This window comes from Bacillus sp. FSL R5-0512, from assembly GCF_038593295.1.
Lineage (GTDB): Bacteria > Bacillota > Bacilli > Bacillales > Bacillaceae > Bacillus > Bacillus safensis.
In genome coordinates this window covers 1,872,927-1,889,037 of record NZ_CP151982.1, presented here as the reverse complement: position 1 = coordinate 1,889,037, position 16,111 = coordinate 1,872,927, and the positions used below count along the sequence as shown (strand labels likewise).

Annotated in this window: 12 protein-coding genes; 7 read left to right on the top strand and 5 right to left on the bottom strand. The window is 42.9% G+C overall.

Annotated elements, in window-relative coordinates; translation table 11 throughout:
* The first annotated feature begins 131 nt into the window (after window positions 1–131).
* The 3 genes from xylA (at window position 132) to NSQ25_RS09475 (ending at window position 3,775) form a co-directional block, all read left to right on the top strand.
* The gene (xylA, locus tag NSQ25_RS09485; protein WP_024428359.1) at window positions 132–1,469 is read left to right on the top strand and encodes a xylose isomerase; all 1,338 of its coding nucleotides are present in this window, start codon (window positions 132–134) and stop codon (window positions 1,467–1,469) included.
* Window positions 1,470–1,504: 35 nt separating this feature from the next.
* Window positions 1,505–3,004 carry a xylulokinase gene (xylB, locus tag NSQ25_RS09480; protein ID WP_326136291.1) on the top strand — a complete coding sequence of 500 codons (1,500 nt, stop codon included), beginning with the start codon at window positions 1,505–1,507 and terminating at the stop codon, window positions 3,002–3,004.
* Window positions 3,005–3,091: 87 nt separating this feature from the next.
* Complete coding sequence (locus NSQ25_RS09475) at window positions 3,092–3,775, top strand: glycoside hydrolase family 11 protein (RefSeq protein ID WP_034280656.1); 684 nt, start codon at window positions 3,092–3,094, stop codon at window positions 3,773–3,775.
* A 41-nt stretch (window positions 3,776–3,816) separates the two neighbouring features.
* Here the strand turns inward: NSQ25_RS09475 and NSQ25_RS09470 are convergent, their stop codons facing one another.
* Together NSQ25_RS09470 and NSQ25_RS09465 are read right to left on the bottom strand one after the other, a co-directional pair.
* Window positions 3,817–5,859, bottom strand: coding sequence for a molybdopterin oxidoreductase family protein (locus NSQ25_RS09470; RefSeq protein ID WP_326136658.1), 2,043 nt, complete (start codon window positions 5,857–5,859; stop codon window positions 3,817–3,819).
* Between the two features lie 131 nt (window positions 5,860–5,990).
* Window positions 5,991–7,187 carry a cytochrome P450 gene (locus NSQ25_RS09465; protein WP_326136292.1) on the bottom strand — a complete coding sequence of 399 codons (1,197 nt, stop codon included), beginning with the start codon at window positions 7,185–7,187 and terminating at the stop codon, window positions 5,991–5,993.
* 422 nt (window positions 7,188–7,609) lie between these two features.
* On the opposite strand from NSQ25_RS09465, the gene proC reads away from it, so the two are divergent.
* The 3 genes from proC to NSQ25_RS09450 are packed head-to-tail and all read left to right on the top strand — an operon-like array spanning window position 7,610 to window position 10,888.
* Complete coding sequence (gene proC / locus NSQ25_RS09460; RefSeq protein ID WP_080943455.1) at window positions 7,610–8,455, top strand: pyrroline-5-carboxylate reductase; 846 nt, start codon at window positions 7,610–7,612, stop codon at window positions 8,453–8,455.
* Window positions 8,456–8,482: 27 nt separating this feature from the next.
* Entirely contained in the window at window positions 8,483–9,601 is a 1,119-nt protein-coding gene (proB, locus tag NSQ25_RS09455; protein ID WP_034280664.1) for a glutamate 5-kinase, read from the top strand.
* A gap of 18 nt (window positions 9,602–9,619) precedes the next feature.
* Complete coding sequence (locus NSQ25_RS09450; protein ID WP_326136293.1) at window positions 9,620–10,888, top strand: glutamate-5-semialdehyde dehydrogenase; 1,269 nt, start codon at window positions 9,620–9,622, stop codon at window positions 10,886–10,888.
* Between the two features lie 66 nt (window positions 10,889–10,954).
* Here NSQ25_RS09450 and NSQ25_RS09445 read toward each other — a convergent pair whose 3' ends face one another.
* Window positions 10,955–11,527: a GNAT family N-acetyltransferase gene (locus NSQ25_RS09445; RefSeq protein ID WP_326134786.1), complete on the bottom strand. Its 573-nt coding sequence runs from the start codon at window positions 11,525–11,527 to the stop codon at window positions 10,955–10,957.
* Between the two features lie 87 nt (window positions 11,528–11,614).
* Between NSQ25_RS09445 and NSQ25_RS09440 the strand changes: the two genes are divergently transcribed.
* On the top strand, window positions 11,615–12,442 hold the full coding sequence (locus NSQ25_RS09440; RefSeq protein ID WP_144496148.1) for a MerR family transcriptional regulator: 828 nt from the start codon (window positions 11,615–11,617) through the stop codon (window positions 12,440–12,442).
* Window positions 12,443–12,491: 49 nt separating this feature from the next.
* On the opposite strand, the gene NSQ25_RS09435 is transcribed toward NSQ25_RS09440, so the two are convergent.
* Both NSQ25_RS09435 and NSQ25_RS09430 read right to left on the bottom strand, forming a co-directional pair.
* Window positions 12,492–14,321: an ABC transporter ATP-binding protein gene (locus NSQ25_RS09435; protein WP_326134785.1), complete on the bottom strand. Its 1,830-nt coding sequence runs from the start codon at window positions 14,319–14,321 to the stop codon at window positions 12,492–12,494.
* Window positions 14,314–16,050 carry an ABC transporter ATP-binding protein gene (locus tag NSQ25_RS09430; protein ID WP_326136294.1) on the bottom strand — a complete coding sequence of 579 codons (1,737 nt, stop codon included), beginning with the start codon at window positions 16,048–16,050 and terminating at the stop codon, window positions 14,314–14,316. Before NSQ25_RS09430 ends, NSQ25_RS09435 begins: the two co-directional genes overlap by 8 nt.
* Window positions 16,051–16,111: the final 61 nt, after the last annotated feature.

Genomic DNA, 16,111 nt, shown 5'->3' with positions numbered 1-16,111 from the left:
GATTTTAACTTTATTATAACGAAAATATTTTTAAAAAACTAAAAAATATGGAAAATTCAATGTGATTTTTTCATAGATTGATCATTAGTTTGTTGAATCAACTTACAAAGTGTACTCAGGAGGAATGAAGCATGACCAAATCAAATATGAAAACGTTATACAGCTTAGAAGGAATTGGCAAAATTCAATATGAAGGAAAACAATCAAAAAATCCACTCGCCTTTCAATACTATAATCCAAGCGAAGTGATTGGCGGAAAAACAATGAAAGACCACCTGCGTTTTTCAGTCGCTTATTGGCATACATTAACTGCTGATGGAACAGACATGTTTGGAACTGGCACGATGCAAAGAGCGTGGGACTCTTATAGCGGAATGGATTTAGCAAAAGCTAGATTGGAAGTCGCCTTTCAGCTTTTTGACCTATTGGATGTTCCGTATTTTTCATTCCATGATCGTGACATCGCGCCAGAGGGGGAGACGCTTCAAGAGACCAATCAACAATTAGACATCATTTTAGAAAGAATGAAAGAATACATGAAGCAAAGCGGAGTAAAGCTGCTGTGGAACACGGCCAATATGTTCAAGCATCCTAGATTTGTACACGGTGCTGCGACATCTTGTCATGCAGATGTCTTTGCCTATGCGGCCGCACAGGTCAAAAAAGGCATTGAAACCGCCAAAGAACTCGGTGCAGAAAATTATGTTTTCTGGGGTGGACGAGAAGGGTACGATACGCTGCTCAATACAGATATGAAAAGAGAGCTTGATCACATGGCGGCTTTCTTGCATATGGCTGTTGATTATGCAAAAGAAATTGGGTACACTGGCCAATTTTTAATCGAACCAAAACCAAAGGAACCAACCACTCATCAATACGACACAGATGCAGCGACATCCATCGCCTTTTTAAAACAATACGGATTAGATTCCCATTTCAAATTAAATATCGAGGCCAATCATGCGACACTGGCCGGCCATACGTTTGAGCATGAATTACGTGTCGCAAGAATTCATGGGCTGCTCGGTTCTGTTGATGCAAACCAAGGAAATTCGCTTCTTGGGTGGGATACAGATGAATTTCCAACCGATCTGTATGCCACAACTCTTGCCATGTATGAAATTCTGCAAAATGGCGGTCTAGGGTCTGGCGGCCTTAATTTTGATGCAAAAGTGAGAAGAGCTTCCTTTGAACTTGAAGATATTTTATATGCCCATATTGCCGGGATGGATGCATTCGCAAAAGGACTGCGGGTCGCTCATAGACTCATAGAAGACCGTGTGTTTGAAGATGTTATAAAGCACCGGTATCGCAGCTTTTCTGAAGGAATTGGACGTGATATTTCAGAAGGAAAGGCAAACTTTCATACATTAGAAGAATATGCGCTGAAACATCCTTTGATCAGAAACGAATCGGGAAGAGAGGAACAGCTGAAAGCCCGTTTAAATCAATACTTGTTAGAAGATTAATTGAAGGGGTTGACCTGTTTTGAAGGAGTGTAAACATGAAATATGTGATGGGAATTGATCTTGGAACAAGCGGGGTCAAGGCGATATTAGTGGATGAGAGCGGGAAGGTGTGCTGCGAAGCCTCTAAGCCGTACCGCCTCATTCAAGAGAAGCCTGGATATTGTGAGCAGCACCCCGAGGATTGGGTAAAGCAGACAATGGCTGCGATGAAAGAACTGATGGCAAAGCAGCCTGTTCATTCAAGACGAGTTGAAGGCATCAGCTTTTCCGGCCAGATGCATGGATTAGTTCTATTAAATGAATCTCGCGAAGTGCTCCGCCCTGCAATTTTATGGAATGATACACGGACGACAGCACAATGTACGCACATGACAAAAAAGCTGGGAGACCGGCTGCAAAAGATCACAAAAAACCAGGCGTTAGAAGGATTCACACTGCCAAAATTATTATGGGTAAAGGAACATGAACCACATATTGATCAGCAAATCGACATGTTTTTACTCCCAAAAGATTATGTCAGATTTCGTTTAACAGGCGCAGTCCATATGGATTATTCTGATGCGGCTGGCACCTTGCTGTTAAATATCGGTGAACAGACGTGGAGTGAGGAGATTTGTCAGGCGTTTGATATTTCTCCTCACATTTGCCCGCCGCTTGTCACATCAGAGGCAGAGGTTGGTACACTTTTGCCGCACATTGCACGTGAAGTTGGGATGAAAGAAGGCGCAAAGGTTTTTGCCGGCGGGGCAGATAATGCCTGCGGAGCAATTGGTGCTGGCATCTTGTCCTCTGACCGCACGTTATGCAGCATCGGCACATCTGGGGTGATTCTCTCCTATGAAGAGGATCATGAAAGGGAGCTTCAAGGGAATTTGCATTTGTTTCATCATGCAAAAAAAGACGCTTTTTACACAATGGGTGTCACCCTTTCAGCAGGATATAGCCTGAACTGGGCAAAACACTTACTGGCTCCTGAGGAATCGTTTCAGTCACTTTTAGAAGGTGCGGCTCATGTAGCGCCAGGAGCGAAAGGATTGCTCTTTACACCCTATTTAGTCGGGGAAAGAACACCTCATGCGGATTCGATCATTCGCGGCAGCTTGATTGGATTAGACAGCAGGCATGAAAGGGCACATGTTGTTAGAGCAGTGTTAGAGGGAATTACCTTTTCGCTAAATGAATCTATCGCATTATTCCGGCAGGCAGGAAAAAACATAGATTCTATTGTATCTATTGGCGGCGGTGCGAGAAGCCGGACATGGCTTCAAATGCAAGCAGACATTTTTCAGGCTGAAGTCATCCAGTTAGACAATGAACAAGGGCCCGCTTTAGGTGCAGCGATGCTTGCCGCAGTTGGCTGCGAATGGTATCCGTCACTTGAAGTATGTGCACATCAGTTGATCCATCAAGCTGCTGTTTATGAGCCAAATCAGCCGCACGCAGAAGTATATGCCGATCTATTTCATTTGTATCAAAGGATTTATACACAAACAAAAGACATCCATGCCGGGTTAAATCAGTATCGTTTCATCTAGCAGAAAGGGCTGCATGAAAGGAGGTGATGGGTTTTTCATCTTAGGGATGACAGAACAATACGGATGAAAAAAGGAGAGGGATGGAAAATGAAATTGAAAAGATTGAGGCTGTTGTTTGTGATGTGTATTGGATTTGTGCTGACACTGACGGCTGTGCCAGCTCATGCGGAAACGATTTATGATAATAGGATAGGGACACACAGCGGATACGATTTTGAATTATGGAAGGATTACGGAAATACCTCGATGACACTCAATAACGGCGGGGCATTTAGTGCAAGCTGGAACAATATTGGAAATGCCTTATTTCGAAAAGGAAAGAAGTTTGATTCCACTAAAACTCATCATCAACTTGGCAACATCTCCATCAACTACAACGCAGCCTTTAACCCGGGCGGGAATTCCTATTTATGTGTCTATGGCTGGACACAATCTCCATTAGCTGAATACTACATTGTTGAGTCATGGGGCACATATCGTCCAACAGGAACGTATAAAGGATCATTTTATGCCGATGGAGGCACATATGACATATATGAAACGCTCCGTGTCAATCAGCCTTCTATCATTGGAGACGCTACCTTCAAACAATATTGGAGTGTACGTCAAACAAAACGCACAAGCGGAACTGTCTCCGTCAGTGAGCATTTTAAAAAATGGGAAAGCTTAGGCATGCCAATGGGTAAAATGTATGAAACAGCATTAACTGTAGAAGGCTACCGAAGCAACGGAAGTGCGAATGTCATGACGAATCAGCTGATGATTCGATAAAAGCATATGAAAAAAGCCAGCAAAAAACGGCTGGCTTTTTTCTATGATAATTTTTCAACTTCCACTCTGCCAGAAAAGAACGTCGCGCCGCCGCCCATATCTGCCAATCGATCAGGTGTTAATCCATTCACTAAATGCTTTTTGCCTTTTTGATCTGCCCATAATCCTTGACTGACCACAACACCAGATAATACATTTTGACCGACTGACACGACAAGCTCACACTCTCCTCGATCGTTCAGCACACGGACCATGTCACCATCTTCAATCTTTCTTTCCTTTGCATCCTGTTCATTCATGTGAAGCTTCGGAAATTTCTCAAGCTTTTGATGCTTTTCATGAAGTGAGAAGGTGGAGTTCAGAAAATTATGGTTCGGTCCCGGTATAAAGGTAAGCGGATAATCGCTTTCCTGATAAAGGGGCACATAGGTTGGAAGTGCTGGATACCCGTCTTTTTTCATTTGTTCAGAATAAAGCTCAATTTTCCCGCTTGGGGTTTGAAGCTTTAATTCCTGGAAAGGTCCACGTTTTGCTTTGATCCATTTCTTTTCTTTTAATGCCTCGTATGAAATGTCCTCATAATGCGGATTTTCTGGATGATGAAGAGCTTGTTCCATCAGTTCAGCATCTGTCTCGCGGAAGGCTTCATCTTCAAAGCCCATCGCATGGGCTAACAGGCGGAATACTTCAGTATTGGATTTGCTTTCTCCGTAGCGTTCTATCACTGGCTCCTGAATTTGAATATAATGATGCCAGTATGATGTATAGAAATCCTCATTTTCAAAGGCTGATGTCGCCGGCAGGACAATGTCTGCATACGCCGCTGTTTCTGTCAGGAATAAATCATGAACCACTGTAAATAAATCCTCTCTCATCAAACCTTCTCTGACTTTATTCGCTTCAGGTGTCACAACCGCAGGGTTGCACGAGTAGATAAAGAGAGAATCAACGGAAGGCTCTGCGCTTGTCAGCACGCTGCCCAGCTGATTCATATTAAATGATCTAGGCGTGCGTTCTTTTAATAAATCCGGCCGCTGAAGAGCTGTTTCATTATAGCTGAGAAAAGAAGAGTTTGATTTCATCGCGCCGCCGCCCTTGTGAAGCCATTGGCCAGTCAGGGCAGGGAGGCAGGAAATGGTTCTAATACTCATCCCGCCATTATCATGGTGCTGCAAACCATTCCCAATGCGAATAAGAGAGGGTGATGTCTCAGCGTACATTCTTGCAAGTGTAATGATGTCGCCTTTAGGGACACCTGTGATGCGCTCAACTGTGTCTGGATCATACTGCTTTACATGCTCGCGCAGCTCTTTATGGCCGACCGTGTAAGTCTCTAAAAAGGCTTCATCTGTACGTTCCTCTTTAAAAAGAACATGCATGATGCCAAGGGCAAGTGCACTGTCAGTACCAGGACGAAGCGGAATGAACCAATCTGCCATCCGGCCGGTTTGGTTCTTGTGAACATCAATCACGACAATCTTAGCTCCTTGCTTTCGCGCTTTTTGTGCCAAGGTGATTTGGTGCATATTGGTCGACACAGCATTGATGCCCCAAAAGATAAATAGTTTCGTATGAATGGTGTCTTCAGGATCTGTCCCAATGCTTGCGCCCATTGTATATTTATAGCCAGTCGTTCCTGCTGACTGACAGATCGTCCGGTCTAACTGGCTTGAACCAAGACGATAAAAAAAGCGGCGGTCCATTCCTTCTGCGTTGAGATTGCCCATGTTCCCATAGAAGCTGTAAGGCAGAATGCTTTCTGGCCCTTTTTCTTCGATGAGCTTTGTCCATTTTTGACGAATGGTTTCAATGGCTTCTTCCCACGTAATCGGCACAAACTGTGCTTCGCCTTTTTGGCCAACACGTTTTAACGGAGTGGTCAGTCTTTTTTCATCATATAAACGTGCTGTGACATTACGCACTTTGTTGCATATGTTTCCTTGTGTGACAGGGTGGTCCGGATCTCCCTGCACTTTCACGATCTTTCCATTTTCTTTATGTATTAAAAGACCGCACTGATCCGGGCAGTCTAACGAACAAACTGATTTGAATATTCCGTCTTTCATCGCTGTATAATCGGTCATGAGTTTTTGGCTTCCTTTCTTCATTCCGTTATCACTTTGTATGGACTTTATTTTAGCATGTTCGGAGGTGGAAGGTAAGAAAGAGATGATGAATTGAAGAAAATGAAAAAAAGCCCCTAAAAAAGGGACTTTTAAAAACGGGTGACATGTACAGGAAATTCTTTTACCCCAAAAACAAACGTGCTTTGAATAGGTTTTAGCTGATCTGTAGCGCAGGTGATGTCTTGAAACGTTTGGAGTAAAACGTCAAGCGCAATGTTGCTTTCAAGCCGGGCAAGCGGTGCACCGAGACAAAAATGAATGCCAAATCCAAAGCTCATATGCGGATTTGATTTTCGGTCAAGCCGGAACGTATCTGGATCTTCAAACTTCTGTTCATCCCGATTTGCTGAAGCAACCCAGCTGATGAGGTAGTCTCCTTTTTGAATGTGCGCGCCTGCAATTTCAACATCCTCTGCGGCGATTCGGCCAATGGCTTGAACAGGCGGATAATACCGCAGCGTTTCCTCAGTTAATTGAGGAATAAGAGAGGGGTCCTGCCGAACTGATTCAGCAATATGCGGCTGCTCTGTCAGCAGTCGTACGGCATTGGTTATTAAATTGGTCGTTGTCTCATTGCCTGCAACGAGTAATAGAATACAAAAGCCAAGCAGTTCATTCTCGGTTAAACGCTCTCCATCGATTTCCGCTTGAATGAGAAGCGAGATCAAGTCATCTGCAGGCGTTTCTTTTCTTTTTTTGATCAAATGAGCAAAATAAATGGACAGCTCCTCTTCAGCGCGTTTCTGCATATCTACAACAGCCTGAATGGCTTCCTTTGATTCATCCTTAGCACCTGCCACGAGGGCATCAGAATGTTTTTTAATCAGCTCTCTGTCCTGCACCTCTGCACCGAGAAGCTCAGCGATGATCATCACTGGCAGGGGAGCTGCTAAATCTTGCACGATATCAAACGTACGTTGATCCTTGACTTGATTTAATAGATCATGTGTCAGGTCTTTGATCTTATCTTCTAATTGCTTGATCGCTTTTGGGGTGAATGCTTTATTCACAAGCGCTCTCATCTTTGTATGTTTTGGAGGATCCATCGTTAAAATACTTGTTTTAGACGTGCTTCTTCCTCGCTGTGAAGAAAACACTTTAGGCTGCTTTAGAACAGACTGAATATCCGCATATCGAAAGAGATCCCAGCACTTTCTTGTCTCATCATATCTAATATCACTCTCTGCACGCAGCTCATTGTAAATAGGGAATGGGAAAAGAAGGTCATCGGTAGAACGGATTTCTTTCATTGGAATCACATTGACATAGTTTTCTTTCACTTTCATTATGAACGCTCCTTTTTCACATGATTTCTCTTTCACGGTATCACCAGTAAAATATCATTTCAACGGACATGTTTTCTAAAATATGTCAATAGTCTAATCGAAAGATTCAAGCACATTCACCATATAGGAAAATAGAAAGTCATTAAAATGAGAGCGCTCTCTAAAAAATAGAATTGAAGTCACCGAAACCAAAAATAAAATGGTGAATTCAGTCGAACGAAAGGGTCCTATGATTCAAATGATAATAGTTCTTTTGATCTAAAATGCTGTATTTGAAAAACACGGCTAACATACTTGCAGCAAGCTGCCGGCCATGCATTCGGGACTTTTGAAAAACGCTGGCTCTTTCTTGACACGATTTCTCATCATGTTACGATTACTAACGTGCGAAAAACACGAACAAAAAGCGAACAAGGGAGTGGATCAATATCATTGATCAAAAGAAAGTTGCTTTCATTGGAGCAGGTTCTATGGCGGAAGGAATGATCGCAGGGATTGTGCGATCAGGACAGATGCCGCTAGGCCAAATTTACGCAACAAACAGACAAAATCAACTTCGATTGAATGAACTAACGAAACGATACGGCATCCAAACAGCCGCAATGGATTCATTTCCTTTTGAAGAAATGGATATGTTGATCTTGGCCATGAAGCCAAAGGATGCTGAAGCAGCCCTTGAATCATTAAAACCTCGTATTCAGCCAGATCAGCTCATCATGTCTGTCCTTGCAGGTGTTAAGCTATCGTATATTGAAGACATGCTGCATGAAGGCCAGCCTGTTATGAGGGTCATGCCAAATACATCAAGTACGATCGGGGCGTCAGCGACTGCTTTATCTGCTGGACGTTACGTGAAAAACGACCATATGAGCATAAGCCAGGCTCTTTTGTCTGAAATGGGCGAAGTCTATACCATTCGGGAAGAGCAAATGGATATTTTCACTGGAATTGCTGGAAGCGGGCCCGCCTACTTTTATTTCTTAATGGAAAGAATCGAAGAAGCAGGAGAAGAGGCAGGTTTATCAAAGGAATTGTCTCGCCAAATTGGCGCGCAGACACTCCTCGGTGCGGCAAAAATGCTGCAAGAAACAGAGGAAAATCCTTCTGTCCTAAGAGAGAAAATTACGTCACCAAATGGAACAACTGCTGCAGGACTGAATGCATTAGATGATTTTGGCGGGGGAGAAGCGATCAAGCAGGCTGTCAAACATGCGGCTAATCGTTCAAAAGAGATAAGCAATCAGCAAAAACAAAAAGTATCTATATAAATAGAGCTCAGGTACAGGAGTGATTAGGTGTACGCAGATAAAGAGAGAAAACGAATTGTTGTGAAAATCGGAAGCAGCTCTCTTACTAGCTTTCAAGGTGAGATTAGTTTGAAAAAACTAGAAAACCTCGTCAATCAAATTGTGAAACTTAAAGATGAAGGACACGAAGTCATTTTGGTTTCATCTGGTGCGGTTGCAGCTGGTTACCGAAAACTAGGATTTATCGATAGACCCAAAACACTGCCGGAAAAGCAGGCATCTGCCTCAATTGGGCAAGGGCTATTAATGGAATCATATTCTACTTTATTTTTATCACATGGTTATATTGCTTCACAGCTCTTAATCACAAGAAGTGATTTTTCTGATGAAACGCGCTATCAAAATGTGCGTAACACAATGAACGTGTTATTGGATCGAGGCATCATCCCAATTATTAATGAGAATGATACAGTGACGATCAATCGGTTGAAGTTTGGAGACAACGATACATTGTCTGCAAAAGTAGCTGGACTCATTGATGCGGATTTCCTTGCTATTTTATCTGATATTGATGGCTTGTATGAAGATAATCCTCATACAAATCCAAATGCGAAGAGAATTCTTGAAGTGACAGACATCACAGAAGACATCGAAGCAGCTGCTGGAGACGCAGGAAGCAGCGTAGGTACAGGCGGAATGAAATCAAAGCTCGATGCCTTTAAAATATCAATGGCCGCAGGGATCAACGGCTTTTTAGGAAAAGCAGATACGCCTCACATTTTAGACAAAGCGATCAATGGGACAGAGGACGGCACTTATTTTACCGCTGACGAAAATGTAGCGCCGCTCAATTATAAGAAGCAGTGGATTGCCTTTCATTCTGGACCAAAGGGTGAGATCGTGGTTCAAGAGAAAACACAGGAATTTCTCATGCACCGAGAGGGAAGTCTTGATTCTGATGGGATTGTCAATGTGAAAGGTTCATTTAAAAAAGGCGATGTTGTCCGTATTTTAGATCAAGATGGAAGAGAAATAGGGCTTGGCGTTGTGAATTATGCATCAGATGAACTCGCACGTAAGAGTGACTTGTTACAAGATGAAATCGTGCATGTCGTTGATCTTGAAGCATTTGTTTGTCATTTAGATTTATCGATTCCAGTTTGTTAACCAAAAGGGAGGAATTCCATGACACTGACAGCTGAAGTTGTCACATCGGTCAAAGAAAAAGCGAAGAAAGCAAAGCATGTTTCAAAAAAACTCGGTTTACTTCAGACAGAGGAAAAAAATGACGCGCTGCTTAAAATGGCAGAAGCGTTAGAGCAAAACAGCCGTTTCATTTTACAGGAGAATCAAAAGGATTTAGATACTGGGAAAGAAAAGGGCTTCTCAGAGGCACTCATGGATCGATTAATGTTAAATGAAGAAAGAATTCACGAGTTTGCTGAAAGTTTGCGGCTTGTGACGAGATTAACAGATCCTGTTGGAAAAATATTGGATGAATGGACTCTTGATAACGGCTTACACGTGAAAAGCCGAAGAGTACCGCTCGGCGTGATCGGGATGATCTATGAAGCGAGACCGAACGTCACTGTCGATGCAGCAGGCCTTGCCCTTAAGGCAGGCAACTCAGTGATTTTAAAAGGCGGTTCCTCCGCTATTTCTTCCAACAAAGCCATCGTCAGTGTGATCCATGAAGCATTGGATCAAACAAAGATTCCTCGTGATGCGGTGCAATTAATTGAACAAACAGACCGTTCATCGGTTCAGGCGATGTTTCAACTAAAAGAATGGATTGATGTTTTAATTCCGCGAGGCGGAGCATCTTTAATCAAAACAGTGGTAGAAGAATCCACTATCCCAGTGCTTGAAACAGGGACAGGAAACTGTCATGTCTATGTTGATCAAACCGCGAATGTGAAAAAAGCCATTGAGATTGTAATCAATGCGAAAACGAATCGTCCGGCCGTATGTAATGCACTTGAGACGCTGATTATTCATCGCGATTGGCTGAAAGAGAATGCAGCCTCATTAAATGAAGCTTTGCAGGAGCACCGTGTCACTGTACATGGCGACCAGGCAGCAGAGTCTTACTTCTCAAACGCGGTTCCTGCTTTGGAAGTGGATTGGACAGATGAGTATTTAAGTCTGGATCTTGCAGTAAAGGTAGTCGATTCAATTGAGGAAGCAATCAGCCATATCAATCAGTACGGCACAAAGCATTCAGAAGCCATCGTGACAGAAGATGAAAAAAATGCACTCACGTTTCTAAACGAAGTCGATGCGGCAGCCGTTTACCATAACGCATCGACTCGCTTTACAGACGGCGGCGCACTTGGCTATGGAGCTGAAATCGGCATCTCTACTCAAAAACTGCACGCAAGAGGGCCAATGGGACTCCCTGCACTTACGACAACTAAGCTGCTTCTGTGTGGTGACGGTCAGATTAGAAGCTAGAAAGATTCAAGAAACACTACCTTTTTATGAGGTAGTGTTTTTAACTTTATTTAAAAGAAATACACGTTATCCTACGTTTGCACAATTTTTCTTCATGACCTTCTCAAATTTAAAAAATTCAAATTCCTCAGGTGCTAAAGGTCCATTGCCGTGATGTGCTTCATGAGGTGCGTTTGGATCTGGATGGTGTAAGTGATAAAATTCAACTATTTGAAAACCGCATTTATTGACATAAAAATGAATGTTGCGTTTTTCAAAGTATGGAGTCACAACCTCCCATACAATCGTTTCTGGATATTGCGCCTCGATGGCTTTCCATGCTGCCTGACCAATGCCCCGGCCGTGAAAGGATGATGAAATGTATAGCAAATCAACCGAGTTGTGATGTGTCTCTTGGTTGATTTTGATCACAACGCCGCCTGCCTTTTCACCATTTAGCATAATATGATAAACAATGTGGTCATTGGAATGAAAAGATTCATCAATCACTTCATCTGGAGGAATCGGTCCATCCTGCGCATCGCCAAATGCGTCGATCACGCCAGCTGTAAAAGCTTTCTGAAGCTCTTTTTTCATAGAAGGGAAGTCCTCTTTATTTGCTTGTGCTAATGTTACTTCATGTTGAGTTATTTTGTTCATTTTTTTATCCTTTCCATGCGTAGTGGTGTTTCTGCATGTTATGATAAAGGGTGGAGTTACTCCATAGTCAAGAAAGGAGCCTTCATCATGATCAATGATGTGCAAAAAACGTTTTTCACTGGAGAATTTGCCAAGCTATTTGATGTAAAAAAGGATACGCTTCTGTATTATGATAAAATCGATTTATTTAAGCCGGCTGGTGTGCATAAAAATGGGTACCGTTACTATACACTTGAGCAATTTGACCATTTTATTGCGATTCAATCCTTGCGGGCTGTTCAATTTCCGATCAAAGAGTTAAAACAATATTTCACAGAACCTTCCCGCGAAAGACTGCAAAGCCTAGCGGCCGACCAAATAAAAAAGGTCAAACAAGAGATTGAAAAACTTCAAGACATCCAGGCTTTTCTTATGCGGGTGATGGAGACGACGCATGAATTAGCAAATGTGAAAATAGGGGAGGTCCTGTTTCAAGAGCTGCCAGAAGAACCCGTTGTACTAAGTGCATCAAACCCGATCGACTTCAATACACCTGTAGAAGAAATATCACGTATTGTAGGAGAATTTTTAAAGGGGGTTGGCATAAAAGGCGCTGCGGCAAATGGTTCTGTCTTAAAAAAGGAGCAGTTCCGTAAGCGGCACTATCATGAGTCAGATCAGCTGTTCTGCCGAATGGATGGCCCGGGGGCAGTCAAAAAACCTGGCGGGCTCTATGCGGTGATGTATGATCAAGGAACATATGAAGAGATTGAGTCTGCTTATTCGCATTTGTTAGATGAAATCGAGAAAGAGGGCATGATGCTGGATGGAGATGTATTTGAGGAGTATTTACTTCATTCGCTCATGTCTAAAGATGAAGCAGAGTATATAACGAAGCTCAGTGTAAAAGTGAAGAAGCGAGCAGATGACAATTGAAAAGAGGATAGACAGCATGTGACATGCGTGTCTATCCTCTTTTTTGATGTTATCCCACTTGATTTTCGGCAAATTGACTCATATATAAGTCTGCATAGAAGCCTTTTTGTTTTAAAAGTTCGCTGTGCGATCCTTTTTCAATGATGCTTCCATCCTTCATGACTAAAATAAGGTCTGCATCCTTAATCGTTGAAAGTCTGTGTGCAATCACGAAGCTCGTTCTGCCTTTCATCAATTCATTCATTGCTTTTTGAATATGCATCTCTGTCCGTGTATCCACACTGCTTGTTGCTTCATCTAATATCAAGATCTTTGGATCAGATAAAATGGCACGGGCGATGGTTAACAGCTGGCGCTGACCTTGAGACAGGTTGCCTGCATCTTCTGTTAACAGTGTGTCATATCCATCTGGAAGCGTGCGGATGAAATCATCTGCATAGGCATGTTTGGCGGCTTTAATGACATCCTCTTTGGAAACGTGCTGCCTGCCATAGGCAATGTTGTCGTAAATCGTTCCTTCAAAGAGCCATGTATCTTGAAGAACCATCGCAAATAAGTCTCGTACTTGCTGACGGCTGAGGTCAGTTGTTTTGACACCGCCAATGCGTATGGAGCCTTGATCTAATTCGTAAAAACGCATTAAAAGATTAATGATGGTTGTTTTTCCTGCACCTGTTGGCCCAACAATGGCAACCGTCTGACCTTCTTGCACATCTAAATCCAAATCTTTAATAATCGGATGATCTTTTTCATATCCGAATTGAACTTGTTCAAAGCTCACATCGCCTGAGAGTGATGCAAGATCAATTGCCGCATCTTCTTCGGTACTTTCTTCTTCCTCATCAAGGATTTCAAAGACCCTTTCAGCAGAAGCGATCGCTGATTGAACTAAGTTTGCGACGCTTGATGCTTGCACAAGCGGCTGAGACATTTGCTGTGTGTATTGGATAAACGCCTGCACATCCCCGACACGAATATTCCCGTTAATGACTAGAATCCCGCCGGCTACACTGACTGCCACATAGCCAAGGTTCCCGATAAAGGTCATCATTGGCATCATTAAACCAGAAATGAACTGTGCTTTTCTTGATGATTCATACAGCTTTTCATTTAATTGATCAAATGTATCGATTGCTTTCTTTTCGTAGCCATACGCACGAACAGTCTGATGTCCTGTGAACATCTCATTAATATGTCCATTGATCGTGCCAAGCTCTTTTTGCTGCGCTTTAAAATGCTTTTGAGAAAATGACGTAATGCCGCGAATCGCAAACAGGCTGAGTGGCAGCGTCAAACAAACAAGCAACGTAAGCAGCGGACTGATGAAGAGCATCATGACGACAATCCCAATGACTGTAATCACAGATGTAATCACTTGGGTGAGCGCCTGCTGAAGCGATGTATTAATATTATCGATATCATTCATCACACGGCTCAGTGTGTCCCCGTGGGTTGTTTTATCAAAATAACGAAGGGGGAGACGTGTGAGCTTGTCATTTGCTTCCTGCCGTAATTCAGCAATGGTCTGTTGAGAGACACCAGCCATGACATATTGCTGAACGAATGAAAAGAGGGAAGCAACGACGTACAGCACGACAAGCAGCAAAAGAATTCGTGAAATGACATCAAATTGAACGCCTGTTCCATTCGTAAAGCTGTCAAATAAGGAAGAGGTGGCATCCCCAAGCAGCTTTGGACTAATGACGTTAAAGACAGTTGAACCAATCGCTGCAATAAGGACGATGATCAGCTGAAATTTCCTTGGTTTTAAATAGCCTGTCAAACGAAGCAGTGTTTTCTTAAATTCCTTTGGTTTTGCGGCTGGCCCTTTAGGGTGGCCGCCTTTATGGCCCATGCCAGAAGACATTTTCTTACTCATCCTCGCTCACCTCCTGACCTTCCTGAGATGCGACAATCTCTTGATATACAAGATTATCCTTTATTAATTGTTCATGTGTTCCGATACCTGCGATTTTCCCTTCATCAAGTACAATGATTTTATCACTATGCTTCACTGTACTGATTCGTTGAGCCACAATGATGAGGGCTGCATGAGCTTTTTCTACTTCTAATGATGCCCGCAGCTTTGCATCTGTTTTGTAATCAAGTGCTGAAAAGCTATCGTCAAACAGATAGAATGATGGTTTTCTCACTAGCGCCCTTGCAATGGAAAGCCGCTGCTTTTGGCCGCCGGATAGATTGGAACCACCTTGATCAATTTCTGCATCAATTCCGCCATCTTTTTGCAAAACAAATTCTTCGGCCTGCGCAGTTCGCAGCGCCTGCCAGATGTCTTCATCGCTTGCATCCTGCTTGCCAAAGCGTACATTCTCGGCAATGGTTCCACTGAATAGAACAGCTTTTTGAGAGACATAGCCCATCTGGTTTCTCAGTTTCTCTTGAGGCAGCTCTCTAATATCTACACCATCTAGTGTAATCCGGCCTTCTGTCACTTCATAAAAGCGCGTCATCAGCTGGAGAAGTGTTGTTTTCCCAGAACCCGTACTTCCGATAATGGCTGTTGTTTCACCAGTTTTAGCTTCAAACGTGATACCTTGAACGGCCGGTTTCTCAGCATTTGAGTAATAAAATGACACATCCTCAAAGCGAATGGATTGGGCGGGCTCGTGAAGGTCAGTGATAGACTCTTCTTTGTCTTTAATCTTTGGTTCCATGTTTAACACTTCATTCATGCGTTTAGCTGACGCTTGTGCTCTTGGGACCATAATAAAGCTCATCGACAGCATAATAAGCGCCATTAAAATCATCATCGCATATTGAATGAAGGCAATGAGATTTCCAACTTCCATTTCTCCGGCATCAATTCGGTTTGCGCCAAGCCAGACAATGCCGATATTCGTGAAGTTCATGATAATCAGCATAAATGGAAACAAGTAAGCCATTAATCGGTTGACTCTAAGACCAGTATCCTTATAGGACGTGTTGGCTTCTTGGAATCGCTCCTTTTCATCATCCACACGGTTAAAGGCGCGAATGACGCGGATGCCTGAAAGAGATTCTCGCATAATTAAATTCAGCCGGTCTGTTTTTTTCTGAAGCTGGCCAAATAGCGGGATGGCTTTTCTTGACACCAAATAGATAAATCCGCCAAGAAGGGGGAGGGCCGCTAAAAAGATAAGAGACAGGACAGCATCCCTGGAAACAGCCAAAATAATTCCGCCTACAAGCATGAGCGGGGCCCGCGTCATCATTTGTAAAATCATAATCGTCACATCTTGGACTTGTTTCACATCATTTGTTGATCTTGTAATAAAGGAAGACGTGCCGATCTTTTGAAATTCTTCTAATGAAAATTTTTCGACATGTACAAACAGCTGTCTTCTCATATCACGCCCGAAGCCAAGTGCTGTTTTTGATGACAAGTAAGACTTCCAAATGGTGAGCAAAATGGCGAGTAAAGAACAAGCCACCATCCAGCCGCCAACCTTCCATATGTAAGCAATATCTCCCTGGACGATACCGACATCAACGATATCTGCTGTTAACGTCGGTAAATACAGCTGGAGCATACTGCTTAAAAAGGTGAGAATGACAATGGACACAACGGACAGCCGATACGGCTTTAAAAACGATAAAATTGATTTCATATGAATACCTTTCTTCCATATAGTCTTTTGTTCTGTAACCCATCATATACAAAGTGGGATT

Coding starts and splice junctions, on each gene's coding strand:
- xylA (WP_024428359.1), top strand. CDS start 132: ATGACCAAATCAAATATGAAAACGTTATACAGCTTAGAAGGAATTGGC.
- xylB (WP_326136291.1), top strand. CDS start 1,505: ATGAAATATGTGATGGGAATTGATCTTGGAACAAGCGGGGTCAAGGCG.
- NSQ25_RS09475 (WP_034280656.1), top strand. CDS start 3,092: ATGAAATTGAAAAGATTGAGGCTGTTGTTTGTGATGTGTATTGGATTT.
- NSQ25_RS09470 (WP_326136658.1), bottom strand. CDS start 5,859: ATGACCGATTATACAGCGATGAAAGACGGAATATTCAAATCAGTTTGT.
- NSQ25_RS09465 (WP_326136292.1), bottom strand. CDS start 7,187: ATGAAAGTGAAAGAAAACTATGTCAATGTGATTCCAATGAAAGAAATC.
- NSQ25_RS09450 (WP_326136293.1), top strand. CDS start 9,620: ATGACACTGACAGCTGAAGTTGTCACATCGGTCAAAGAAAAAGCGAAG.
- NSQ25_RS09445 (WP_326134786.1), bottom strand. CDS start 11,527: ATGAACAAAATAACTCAACATGAAGTAACATTAGCACAAGCAAATAAA.
- NSQ25_RS09440 (WP_144496148.1), top strand. CDS start 11,615: ATGATCAATGATGTGCAAAAAACGTTTTTCACTGGAGAATTTGCCAAG.
- NSQ25_RS09435 (WP_326134785.1), bottom strand. CDS start 14,321: ATGAGTAAGAAAATGTCTTCTGGCATGGGCCATAAAGGCGGCCACCCT.
- NSQ25_RS09430 (WP_326136294.1), bottom strand. CDS start 16,050: ATGAAATCAATTTTATCGTTTTTAAAGCCGTATCGGCTGTCCGTTGTG.